The organism is uncultured Clostridium sp., assembly GCF_947072515.1.
Classification (GTDB): domain Bacteria; phylum Bacillota; class Clostridia; order Clostridiales; family Clostridiaceae; genus Clostridium.
Map to the genome: position 1 here is coordinate 26,049 of NZ_CAMTIG010000024.1, position 12,811 is coordinate 38,859.

General features: G+C 27.7%; 13 protein-coding genes. 12 read left to right on the top strand and 1 reads right to left on the bottom strand.

The window, feature by feature from the left end; translation table 11 throughout:
* Positions 1-418 precede the first annotated feature (418 nt).
* The 5 genes from dltD to dltC all read left to right on the top strand — a co-directional run bounded on the left by dltD (position 419) and on the right by dltC (position 4,936).
* Positions 419-1,621: a D-alanyl-lipoteichoic acid biosynthesis protein DltD gene (gene dltD / locus Q0W06_RS10385; RefSeq protein ID WP_297634829.1), complete on the top strand. Its 1,203-nt coding sequence runs from the start codon at positions 419-421 to the stop codon at positions 1,619-1,621.
* Positions 1,587-1,727, top strand: a complete 141-nt coding sequence (locus Q0W06_RS10390) for a hypothetical protein (RefSeq protein ID WP_297634910.1) — start codon at positions 1,587-1,589, stop codon at positions 1,725-1,727. Before dltD ends, Q0W06_RS10390 begins: the two co-directional genes overlap by 35 nt.
* A gap of 85 nt (positions 1,728-1,812) precedes the next feature.
* Positions 1,813-3,330 (top strand): D-alanine--poly(phosphoribitol) ligase subunit DltA, encoded by a 1,518-nt coding sequence (dltA, locus tag Q0W06_RS10395; RefSeq protein ID WP_297634832.1) that lies wholly within the window; start codon positions 1,813-1,815, stop codon positions 3,328-3,330.
* Positions 3,330-4,607, top strand: a complete 1,278-nt coding sequence (gene dltB / locus Q0W06_RS10400; RefSeq protein ID WP_297634835.1) for a D-alanyl-lipoteichoic acid biosynthesis protein DltB — start codon at positions 3,330-3,332, stop codon at positions 4,605-4,607. The genes dltA and dltB overlap by 1 nt, the downstream gene beginning before the upstream one ends.
* Before the next feature lie 95 nt (positions 4,608-4,702).
* Complete coding sequence (gene dltC / locus Q0W06_RS10405) at positions 4,703-4,936, top strand: D-alanine--poly(phosphoribitol) ligase subunit DltC (RefSeq protein WP_297634838.1); 234 nt, start codon at positions 4,703-4,705, stop codon at positions 4,934-4,936.
* 41 nt (positions 4,937-4,977) lie between these two features.
* Here the strand turns inward: dltC and Q0W06_RS10410 are convergent, their stop codons facing one another.
* Positions 4,978-5,337, bottom strand: coding sequence for a hypothetical protein (locus Q0W06_RS10410; RefSeq protein ID WP_297634841.1), 360 nt, complete (start codon positions 5,335-5,337; stop codon positions 4,978-4,980).
* 185 nt (positions 5,338-5,522) lie between these two features.
* Between Q0W06_RS10410 and Q0W06_RS10415 the strand changes: the two genes are divergently transcribed.
* The 7 genes from Q0W06_RS10415 (at position 5,523) to Q0W06_RS10445 (ending at position 12,804) form a co-directional block, all read left to right on the top strand.
* Entirely contained in the window at positions 5,523-6,119 is a 597-nt protein-coding gene (locus tag Q0W06_RS10415; protein ID WP_297634844.1) for an ATP-binding protein, read from the top strand.
* 157 nt (positions 6,120-6,276) lie between these two features.
* Positions 6,277-7,128, top strand: a complete 852-nt coding sequence (locus tag Q0W06_RS10420; protein WP_297634847.1) for an Rpn family recombination-promoting nuclease/putative transposase — start codon at positions 6,277-6,279, stop codon at positions 7,126-7,128.
* A gap of 118 nt (positions 7,129-7,246) precedes the next feature.
* Positions 7,247-7,861, top strand: a complete 615-nt coding sequence (locus tag Q0W06_RS10425) for a copper homeostasis protein CutC (RefSeq protein WP_297634850.1) — start codon at positions 7,247-7,249, stop codon at positions 7,859-7,861.
* A 189-nt stretch (positions 7,862-8,050) separates the two neighbouring features.
* The gene (locus tag Q0W06_RS10430) at positions 8,051-9,268 is read left to right on the top strand and encodes a hypothetical protein (RefSeq protein ID WP_297634853.1); all 1,218 of its coding nucleotides are present in this window, start codon (positions 8,051-8,053) and stop codon (positions 9,266-9,268) included.
* 188 nt (positions 9,269-9,456) lie between these two features.
* On the top strand, positions 9,457-10,080 hold the full coding sequence (locus Q0W06_RS10435; RefSeq protein ID WP_297634855.1) for a hypothetical protein: 624 nt from the start codon (positions 9,457-9,459) through the stop codon (positions 10,078-10,080).
* Between the two features lie 105 nt (positions 10,081-10,185).
* The gene (locus tag Q0W06_RS10440) at positions 10,186-11,784 is read left to right on the top strand and encodes a peptide chain release factor 3 (RefSeq protein WP_297634857.1); all 1,599 of its coding nucleotides are present in this window, start codon (positions 10,186-10,188) and stop codon (positions 11,782-11,784) included.
* Positions 11,785-12,141: 357 nt separating this feature from the next.
* Complete coding sequence (locus Q0W06_RS10445; protein WP_297634907.1) at positions 12,142-12,804, top strand: sugar transferase; 663 nt, start codon at positions 12,142-12,144, stop codon at positions 12,802-12,804.
* Positions 12,805-12,811: the final 7 nt, after the last annotated feature.

Genomic DNA, 12,811 nt, shown 5'->3' on the forward strand with positions numbered 1-12,811 from the left:
AACCAAATAGTGTGTATTAATATTAAGAATTGAGCAATTTCTGTTTACTTATAGAAATTGTTCTTTTTTCGTATATAAAAAAATAAAAAAGTAAGAGAATTTAATGAAATAAATAAATTAGAAAATAAACTATAATATAAGAAAGCAAATTAAAAAGCAGCGTAAAGCGTTGATAATATCAACTGTTCACAAAAAATTGAAAAAAAGAAAAGTAAATAAACTATTTAATATATGAACATGAAAATAGACGTTAAATGCACTATTTTGAGGGGGTTTTCTTAGGAAATGAGTAAAATAGAGGTATATGTTAATGAAGTATTAAAAAAAAACTAAAGAATAGAGACTAGACTTAGTTGATAAAAATGGGTAAAAATAATATTCTAGATTAGAATTTTGATTTATTTAGAAGGGAAAAACAATGAAAAAATATTTAAAGATATTATACTTTATAGTACCTATATTAATTGGAGTTTTATTTGCAAATGGACTTAATATGTATTTAGACCATGAGATTCCAGTATTAATGAAACAAAAAGACTTAATGCCAATTAGAAATAAATTCGGGGATGACCTAAAGTCTAAAGGTGTAGTTGCAAATGATTATTTTTTAAATCAAGGAGATATAATGTTTTTAGGTTCATCAGAACTTAGACATGTAACACTTCAACATCCAAGTTATTTCTTTAACTCAGGAAAAAGTAAAAATGAAGCATTTATAGTAGGTAAAGAATTTAATCAAGACTTACAAGCAGCCACAACAATAGGAAGTTTAGATCCAAAAATAAAGGATAAGAAAGTTGTATTTACATTTTCATTCCAATGGTTCTTATCACAAGCAGGAATTTCAAATTATAATTTCTCGGTAAGATTCTCACCAATACAGTTTTACCAATTTTTAGATAATCCAGAGATAACACCTGCTACTAAAAAGCAATTTGCACAGCAAGTGTACTTATATTTAAGAGGATCAAAAGATTATCAACCAGAAGTTTTATATGCAAAAATGTATGGATATGATACTATCTCATCAAAAATAGAAAGAGTATTATTCTATCCTTATTATGTAGTGCACAAATTTATGATTCAATTAAATGGAAAAGGTCTTTTATATAAAGAATTAAAGACATTACCAAAATATAAACCAGAATCAAAGAAAATAGTGCCATGGAATTGGAAGAAACAACAAGAATTAGCTTATGAAGATGGTAAGAGATTAAGTACAAATAATCCATATGGAATGTTAAATTCAGAATATAATCAAGGGTTTGTAGATAGCTTACCAATATATAATAAAGCCTATGCATCATCAGATTTAATGACATCAAATGAAGTAAACCAATATAAATTATTCTTACAAGTATGTAAAGAGACAGGAGTTAAGCCAATAATAGTATTAATGCCTGGTATGAACTGGTTCTATAACTATATAGGAGTACCAAAAGAAGAAAGAACAAAATTCTTCGATTATATACAAAAGCTTGGAGAAAGTTATGGATTTACAGTGTTAAATTATGAGCAAGATGATACAAAAAAATACTTCTTAAGAGACGTAGCTCACTTAGGAACAGAAGGGTGGACTGATGTTTGTGAAAAAGTTTATAACATTTATGATCAACAATAAGCTTTTAATAATGAGTATAATATTAACTATTGCAATAATAATTGGAATATTAATAATTACATTTACACCATATAAACAACTTCCATTCATTTATAGTGAGTTCTAAGAAGATATAAAAAAGGCTCAAAGGAAGTTTAAAATAAAAATATAACTTTACGGAAGAAGAGAGTAAGAGGAGGAAGGAGTTAAAAATGCAAATATTAAAAGGAATAAAAGAGTATTCAGCAACTGGAAGAGTTGCATTAACATGCGATGGAGAAGACCTTTTATACAAAGATTTAGAAAACTATTCAAATTCAATTGGATGTTTCTTAAAAGAAAAGCATAGTGATAACACTCCAATTATGATATACGGAAACAAAGAAAATTTAATAATGGCATGTATGATTGGGGCCTTAAAATCAGGGAGAGCTTATGTACCACTAGATATAAGTTTTCCAATTGATAGAGTTATAACTGTTAAAGAAGAAGTTAAACCAAAAATTCTTTTTAACTTTAGTGACTGTGAAAAAGAAGTATTTGGAGAAGACATAACTGTTATAAATAAAGAAGAATTAGAGAAGATTTTCTTTAAATATAATGGAGTGCTAAATGAGGACTCTTGGGTAAAAGGAGATGAAAATGCATATATTCTTTTTACATCAGGAAGTACAGGAAAGCCAAAAGGCGTTCAAATAAGCAGTAACAATCTAGATAACTTTATAGATTGGATAAGTCCAGAGTTAAATATAGATGGTAGTGAAAAAGTAATAATGAATCAAGCAGCTTATTCATTTGATCTTTCAGTAACAACTATATATCCAGGGCTTTCACATGGATGTACATTATTTTCATTATCAAAGAAAACTTTAGCTGATTATAAAGAGATGTTTAATCAGTTCGAAGAATCTAACATGGGAATATGGGTATCTACACCATCTTTTGCAGGAGTATGTGTAACAGAAGATAGTTTTAACTCAGAAATGTTACCAAAGCTAGAGTCTATGATATTTATAGGCGAAGTGCTACCAGTAAAACTTGCAAAAGCGTTAAAGGATAGATTTAAAAATACAAGAGTTATAAATGGTTATGGACCAACAGAAGCAACAGTTGGTGTAGCTACAAATGATATAACTTATGAAATGATAGAATCAGGAAAAAATCTACCAGTTGGAATTCCTATGAAAACATCAGGAGTTAAAATAGTAGATGAAAATTTAAATGAAGTTCCTGAAGGAGAAAAAGGAGAAATAATCATAATAGGTAAATCAGTATCAAAAGGTTATTTCAAAAATGAAGAAAAAACAAATGAAGCATTTTTCTACAGTGAGTTTGAAGGAAAAGAATGGAGAGCTTATAAAACAGGTGATATGGGATATTTCCAAGATGGAATGATATATTATTCTGGAAGAAGAGATTTCCAAATTAAATTAAATGGATTCAGAATTGAAATTGAAGACATTGAAAATAACTTAAGAAAAGTGTTAAATGTAGAAAATGCAATAGTTTTACCAGTATATAAAGATGAAAAAATAGCTTATCTTCAAGGTGTTGTACAGCTTAAAGAAAAAAATGATTTAAGTAATCTTAAGAATGGAATGGCTATTAAAAAAGAATTAGGGACATATATACCAAACTATATGGTACCTAGAAATATAAAAATTATAGATGCATTTCCAACTAATATAAATGGAAAAATCGATAGAAAAAGACTAATGGAGGATATGTAATGTTCCCACTTATACAATATGGTACATATTTTTATATGTATCTCCTATTCTTGGTTACAATACCAGCCTTTATATTAGGAGCAATGGGAAAAAGAATAAAAGTTTATGGAATGGTTGCAACTATCTTTATGATATTTGTAATCTTAGGAACAGGTCTTCACTTATTATACTTTGCAGTATTTATAATATGGGAAGTTCTAATAGTATTTATTTATTTAGAAATAAGAAGGAGAACAGACAGTATAATAAAATATAGAATATGTCTTTTCTTATCTTTAATACCAATGCTAATATTTGAATACACAGAAACTATAAGAGTAAAATTACCTATAGGAAACTTTGCTTATAATGGACATAAATTAGGATATACTAATGAGATATGGATAGGTGTAGTAACATTTATGGGACTTGCATATCTAAACTTTAGAGTATTACAAATGATTATAGAAATTTATGATGGAACAATAACAGAAGTAAAATTAGGTGACTTTTTATACTATGTTACTTTCTTCCCAGCATTAAGTTCAGGACCAATAGATAGAAGCAGAAGATTTGATAAAGAAGCAAATAATAGAATTCCAAGAAATATATATTTAAAAGAGTATGCTCTTGTAGGTATTAGAAAATTAATTTTAGGTGTGTTTTATAAGTTTATATTATCTTATTTAATTTATACATACTGGTTAATGAAAATACCACATGAACTTACATTCTTACATGCAGCAGCATATGCTTATGGATATACATTCTACTTATTCTTCAACTTTGCAGGATACTGCTTAATGGCAGTTGGGACAAGTTATTTCTTTGGAGTAAAAACACCAGATAACTTTAAAATGCCTTTCATAAGTAAAGATATGAAAGAATTTTGGACTAGATGGAATATAACACTTTCAAAATGGCTTGGAGATTATCTTTATTCAAGATTTGTAATCTCATCAATGAGAAAAAAGAGATTCAAAAGTAGATATACAGCATCACATATAGCACAGTTTATGACAATGCTTATTATAGGATGTTGGCATGGTATTACATGGTATTATATCCTTTATGGATTCTTACAAGGACTTATGTTAGTTTTAACTGATATATTCCAAAGAAAATCAAAGTTCTATAAGAGAAATAAAAAGAAAACATGGTTTAAGATAGTTTCAATTATAGTAACATTCAATATAGTTGTATTTTTATTATTAATATTCTCAGGATATTTCTCACACTTTGGAATAGTTCATCACTTTGTACAACATATATTACATGGAATAAAAAGTGTCATTTAGATTAAAAAACTATTAAATATAAATAGAAATATAGAAGAAACTAAAGATATAATCTAAAATAGAAGATATATGTATAAAACAAAGGAGGAATTGTAATGAGAGAAACAGTTTTAGAAATTTTAGAAGAAGTTACAGGAAATGATGAAGTGAGAGAGGATTTAGATTTAAATCTTTTTGAAGCAGAACTTTTAGATTCATTAGCAATAATCGAAATATTAATTCAAATAGAAGAAAAGTTAGGAATGAAACTTCAACCAACAGACATTGAGAGAGAAGATATGTCTACAGTAAACAACTTAACAAACTTCTTAGAAAAATTAAAAGCATAAAATAAAGATACACCTAAGCAAAATTGCTTAGGTGTATCTTTTTACTTTTCTTTTTTTTCAGTTAATGGATCTTCAGTATTATCAAATTCTGAAGTCGCAATATTATTAACTGCAATATCATCCGTTACAGGACTAGTTGCTCTAGTTGGAGTAGTAGATTCATAGAAATTATTTAATTGTGAATTAGATGGATTGTAGTCAGTTCTCTCCTTTGGAAGATAACTATCTACAGAAGCTTGAATATTCTTATCACAATTACAATGCTCACAACTACTAGCTAAATTCTGAATTTCTGCATAGTCATTCATAAGGTTAGACATTTGAGTATTATCTCCATGTTCAGAAACTTTTGTAGTAATCTGTGGAGAAGTACTTAAAGATTTATTTTTCTTATCATTCATAAAAATCATCTCCTCCTAATTAGTTTGTCTTGAAAAAAAAATTATATACCTTTTATCTATTCTCTCTTACCTATTACCTTGTGCACAATGGACATCTGAATGAAAGATTGATATAATTAAAAAGTATTCGGATTTTGTCGAAAAATCTGAAGAAATGTCTGTGTAACGATAAAGGAGAGAAGATTATGCCAACAAGAATAGCTATATTAGGTGGCCCAAGATGTGGGAAAACAACACTTATCCAACAATTATATGTAGATTTAAAAATAAGAGATTTAAATGTTGGAGCAGTAACAGAATATAGTACTGATTACTTAAGAGATAAAGGAATGATAGAAAATATCTCTGAACAATATGGTATATATTTAGGACAAGCACAAATTGAAGCATCGTTAAATGATTTTGATTATGCATTAACAGATTATGCAACATTCTTACCATACATATATGGTAGATTTATGCTTGGAGAAAGAAAGAGAACTAAAAAAGAAATTGAAATATTAAAAGATCTTTATGTATTAGCATTAAGAGATTTACAAAATTATGATCATATATTCTTCGTACCAAGAGAGTTTGGATATGAAAAAGATGGAGTAAGATGGCAAGATGAAGATATTGCTATAGCAATAGATAAAGCTATACTTACATTCCTAGAATCAGAACATGTTAAGTTCACAACAGTTACAGGATCAACAAAAGTTAGATCAGAAGAAATATTAAAAGTTGTTGGACTTGATAAGAAGAAAATAAAACTAGCTAAAGTTGAAACAGCAGCAGTTTAATTTAGTGAAAAACTAAAAGTAAATAGTCAAGAATTAATGAAGAAACTAGCCTGAGGGCTAGTTTTTTTAAATTTGAAAAGAAGTATATGTTATAATAAAAGTAAAAAAGGTTAATAATTTAAACATAAGAAAAAATGTAATTTAGTAGGAGTAAAAGATGGAAATAGGATTATTAAAACCAGAAGTGGACTTTGTTTTTAAAAAGATTTTCGGAAATGAAAAAAGGCCAGAAATATTAATATCATTTTTAAATGCAGTTATGGAATCAGAAGATAAAATAATCTCAGTAGAGATTCAAGGAACTGATATAAACCAAGAACATATAGATGATAAATATAGTAGATTAGATATAAAAGCAAGGACAAATAAGAATGAAAAAGTAAATATAGAAATTCAAGTTAAAAATGAATATAATATGATAAAAAGAAGTCTCTATTATTGGAGTAAAATGTACGAGGAAGATTTAAAAAAAGGAGAAAACTATGATAAGTTGAAAAGAACTGTATGTATAAATCTTTTAAGTTTTAATTATTTAAAAAATGATAGATATCATAATGGATATAGATTAAAAGAAGTGGAAACTAATGAAGAGCTTACAGATATTCAAGAGATTCATTTTATAGAATTACCAAAACTTAAGGAATCGGATGAAGTGGAGGTAAGTAATCTTTTAGAAGCTTGGGTTTCCTTTATAAAAAATCCAGAGAGTAAGAGGGTGAAGGCTTTGGAACGAAATATTGATGAAATAAAAAAAGCAAAAGAAGAATTAATAAATTTAAGTAGTGATAGAGAACAAAGAGATATCTATTTGCAAAGAATGATGGCAATATCAGATAGAGTAAGTGATTTAGAGAATGCTACGCAAAAGGGAATAGAAGAAGGTGAAAGAAGAGCTAAAGAAAAAGCTGCTAAAGCGCTAATGAAGTTAAATACACCATTAGAAACTATAATAATAGCCACGGGGTTATCAGAAGAAGAAATAGAATATTTAGCGAAGAATAAAGAATAGGTTTAAAAAGGAATTTCTTAGTTTTTATTTAATAAAAGTATATTGTTAATTAAGGGTTATCGTGCTATAACTAGAAGTGTATAGAAAATTAATTTATGTAGAATTGTGGGGAAAAAATATGATATATGAAATTTGTGTAGGAAATTATATTGAAGCAATAGATGGATTAAAAAGAGGTGCTCATAGAATAGAGCTTTGCGATAATCTAAAAGAAGATGGGACAACACCAAGTTATGGAACGATTAAAAAAGTAGTAGAAGATGTAGAAATCCCTGTAATGGTTATAATAAGACCAAGAGGTGGAAATTTTACATATTCAAAAGAAGAAATAGAAATCATGAAAATGGATATAGATATGGTGAAAAAAGCAGGAGCTCATGGAATCGTTATAGGAGCTATAAAAGATGGTGATATAGATTACGATTGTATTGAAGATCTAATGGATATAAGAGGTGACTTAGAAGTAACCTTCCATATGGCTTTTGATGAACTAAGTGACTTAGAGCACATGAAAAATGCTATAGACAGATTATTTTTACTTGGAATAAATAGAATCCTAACAAAAGGTGGAAAAGGAGATGCATTATACAACTGGAACTCATTAAAGAAATTAGTTGAATATGCAGAAAACAGAATTATAATAATGCCAGGAAAAGGTGTTAATAAAAGTAATAGAGATTATATCTTAGAAAAAACAGGAGCTACAGAAATCCACGGAACAAAAGTAGTTTAATGTTAATAAAGGCAGAAAAACAATTTATAAAAAATCTTTTAAAATAGATAAAGATATCTCAGTTAGATGAAAGTTTAACTGAGATATTTTTATTATTCAGATAATCCTTTTATAAATGCAATTTATAAGAGAAATTATGTTGAAAAAGCTTTGCTACAATATAAGAAAAAGATTAGTGGAGAGCAAGGAATGAAAAATAAAAAAGAGACACGGTTAAAGAGTTTAGTAATAGCCGTAATAGTAGTAATATCAGTAGGAATAATAGTTGTACATCAATTAAGAAAACCATTTGATAAAGATATAGAAAATATGAAGAAAGCTATTTCAAGTTGCAATTTAAAAGAAGCGGCTAGGTACTATGAAAAAGCTGCAGAAGAAAAATTTAAAGATAAATCTGCCTTATATGAAGCAAGTATATGGTTAGGTGAAGGACAAGAAAATGAAATACAATATAATCAAGGTTTACAAGTGTTTAATAAGGGAATAGCAGCATCAAATGAAAAGGACTATAAACAAGCAATTGAAGATTTTCAATTTCCTAGAACTAATGGATTTGCTAAAAAAGGCAAAGAAGATTTAAATATAGCCACTACAAAATTTTTAAATGAAAAGTTTGAAAAATTAGAGCCAGAGATTAAGGCGAAGCATTATATGGATGCTTATAATGAATTACAAAATGAAAGTGCTTTTATAGTGAATAATTCAATAGTGAAAGAATATTTAAATAGGATAAAAGCATTAGAAAATGAGAATAATTTAGATTTATATAAAGCGACAGGGATTGCATTAAAGAAAGTAAATGAAATTGAAGTAGATATTCAAACTATGGTGGGAGTAGTGAGTAATAACTATATAACATATAGCTATCCAACAGGGAAAATTAACTTTATTACAAAAGAGCAAAATGGAGTTATAGATGGTCAAGAAGGATTTTTATTTTTAGTAAAGCAGGTGGAGAGGGAAGGAAATAGTTTAAATTACTTAAATGGATACTATTATATATTTGTAAATATGGATTCAGGAAAAGTAAATATATATGATAAAAGTATTTTAAATAATTTTAAGCCTACATTTAAGGTTATAGAATTTAATGGGGGGAATCCTGTAGCAAGTTCATATATGAAAGAGTTTAATATACCAAATTGCTTTATGGCTCTTCAAGATTTATTAAGAAAAAAAGATATAAATAAGATAACTCACTTAGAAAGTCTTTATAATGAAACTAAATTTATAAATGAAGTTAAGGGTTATAAAGAATTATATAATAAGCCACATCAATTATTTTTAGTCTATGGAAATGAATATTATTTAGTTACACCAGAAGAGATATATATGGTTAAAGGAAATAAATTAATTAAAGAAGGAAAGACAATATTAAATCCTAAAATACAGACAGAGGAAGTATAAAAACTATATTAAATAAATGCAATGTATGAAAAATTTTTATAGGTAAATATAAATATTATATAAAAAGGATTATTTATTTAAATGGTTATTAATTTAATGCAGAAAAAACCGTATAACTAATACAGAAGAAAAAGATGGGTTTGAAGCTTTTGTTAGAATATAAGAAAAGTAATACGGGAGAAACGTATATGAAAAATAGAAAAGAAGCTATATTCAGCATAATTATATTAGCGCTTGTAATTGGTGGAAGCATTTCATTTTTATGTATAGAAAATGCCTTAGAGCCCTTTGAAGATAACATGAATAACATGACTATAAATATAAATAATGGGAATGTACAGGGAGTTAATGAAGAGAATAAGAAAACAGAGCAGAGTAAATCGAAAGATACGCAGCAGGGAAATATATCAGAAGTAAATATGGAAACGGAACAATCAAATGAAAGATATTATGAAGATGGAGTAGCTTTTTTTAATGCAGGTAGATATAAGTATGCAATAAAAAATTTAGAATTGATAAAAAGTGGTTCATTAAAAGAAAAAGCAGAAAAAGATTTAAACTTAGCAAGGGGATTTGTAACATTACAACAATGTCTACAAAATGAGAATAAAAATAAAGCATCTACTCCTAATATAGAAGCTATTTATAATGAAGGAGAATTTATAAATGATGTACAAGGGTATAAAAAGTTGTATGATGAACCACATCAATTATTTCTAGTAAATGGAACGGATTATTATTTGGTTACAGAAAATCAAATTTATGAAGTTAGGGGGAGTATATTAGAGAATAAAGGGAAGCCGACTTTATAAAATAGCATTCTTTAAAATTGTTTTATGGTGTGATATAATGAGGGATAGTGAAAATATAAGAGAAAACTTAAATTTATTATAAATACACTTTTAGGAGGAATAACGTTGTCTGATTTAAGAAATGAAATAGAAAAAAGAAGAACCTTTGCCATCATATCTCACCCTGATGCTGGTAAAACAACATTAACAGAAAAATTCTTATTATATGGAGGAGCTATAAGACTTGCAGGGTCAGTAAAAGCAAGAAAAGCTTCAACACATGCAGTATCTGACTGGATGGAAATAGAAAAACAAAGAGGGATTTCTGTTACATCATCAGTAATGCAATTTAACTATAGTGGTCACTGTATTAATATTCTTGATACTCCAGGGCACCAAGACTTCTCAGAAGATACATATAGAACTCTTATTGCAGCAGATTCAGCAGTAATGGTAGTAGATGCAGCTAAAGGGGTAGAGGACCAAACAAGAAAATTATTCCACGTTTGTTCTTTAAGAGAAATGCCAATATTTACTCTTATGAATAAGATGGATAGAGAAGCTAGAGATCCATTTGAACTTATGGAAGAAATAGAAAACGAACTTGGAATAAAAACATATCCAATGAACTGGCCAATAGGTTCAGGTAAAGACTTTAAAGGTATCTATGAAAGAGATAACAATAGAGTAATTCTTTTTAATGGTGGAAATCACGGGCAAAACGAAGTTGAAATGATAACAGGTGAAGCTAGTGACCCAAGATTTAGAGAAATCTTAGGATCACTTTTACATGATAAACTTATGGAAGATATAGAACTTCTTGATATAGCTGGAGATGAGTTTGATATAGAAAAAGTTAGACTTGGAGAATTAACACCAGTATTCTTTGGATCAGCTTTAACAAACTTTGGTATTGAACCATTCTTAGAGCATTTCTTAGAAATGACTACATCACCACTTTCAAGAAACTCAAATGCAGGAGAAATAAATCCATTCGATGAAGAGTTCTCAGCATTTGTATTTAAAATACAAGCAAACATGAATAAAGCTCATAGAGATAGAATAGCATTTATGAGAATAGTTTCAGGTAAGTTTGAAAAAGGAAAAGAATATTTCCACATGCAAGAAAATAAAAAAATAAAACTTGCACAACCACAACAATTCATGGCTCAAGATAGAGAAATTGTTGAAGAAGCATATGCAGGAGATATAATTGGGGTGTTTGATCCAGGTGTATTCTCAATAGGAGATACAATCTGTTCACCATCAAAAAAATTCAAATTTGAAGGAATTCCAGCCTTTGCACCAGAACATTATGCAAGAGTAAGACCAGTTGATACTATGAAGAGAAAACAATTCGTAAAAGGTGTAACACAAATAGCACAAGAAGGAGCAATCCAAGTGTTTAAAGAACTACACATAGGAATGGAAGAAATCATAGTTGGGGTTGTAGGGGTACTACAATTTGAAGTATTAGAATACAGATTAAAAAATGAATATAATGTAGATATAAAAATGGAAAGACTTCCATATAGATTTGTAAGATGGATAGAAGACGATAGTAATATCGATATAGATAAATTAAATCTTACATCAGATACTAAAAAAGTTAAAGACGTTAAAGATAGAAACCTTCTTATATTCCAAAACACATGGGGAATCACATGGGCTTTAGAACATAATAAAGGAATAGTTCTATCAGATGTAGGTAAATCAGAAGAATAAAATAAAGTTAAGAGAGCTAGATACGAAAAAAGTATCTAGCTTTTTTTATTTGAAAATGAAATATAAAAACTCTTAGATTTACTGTAGTATAGAGAATTAAATGATAAAAAAATAGAATTTAAGTATATTAATTTTTTTTAGTTTAATAATAAAAGAAAATAAAAAAGCAAAAATAATTTAATATAGTTTAAAATAGATAAAAAAACTATTTTAAATTTACAAAAATAATAAAAATTGGATAAAAGATGACAAAGTATTCAAAAATTATTCAAAATTTATTAATATTATGTTACAATTATTCATGAAGTGGGGAAGAAATTTGAGATTTAAATGGAGGGGGAAGCTTTGCAAAGTATTATGGAAAATGAAGCAGAAGTAAATGGGAAAAATTTAAATGAAGATATTATAGAAGAAAAAATTATATATGAAACATTAAAGAGAGGAATGGATATATGTCTTTCCTTGATAGGAATTATATTATTAAGTCCAGTATTATGCATAGTAGCAATATTTATAAAAAAAGATTCAAAAGGGCCAGTAATATTTTCACAAAAAAGAGTTGGATATAAAGGGAAGGAATTTAAAATGTATAAATTCCGAAGTATGGTAATAGATGCAGAAGAGATAAAAAAACAGTTAGAAAAAGAAAATGAAATGTCGGGACCAATGTTTAAAATGAAGGATGATCCTAGAATAACTAAAATAGGAAAATTTATAAGAAAAACAAGCATTGATGAATTACCACAATTATTTAATGTATTAAAAGGGGAAATGAGTCTAGTTGGACCACGTCCAAGTCTTCCACATGAAGTAGAAGAGTTTGAAGAGTGGATGTTAATAAGATTAAAAGTAAAACCAGGACTTACATGTTATTGGCAAGTAATGGGTAGAAATAATATAGAGTTTGAGGACTGGATGAAATTAGATAAAAAATATGTAGAGAAGAGAAGCTTAGTATTAGATATAAAATTAATATTTAAGACTTTTTTTGTTTTATTTGGAGACAAAAACGCTTACTAAAGAGGGG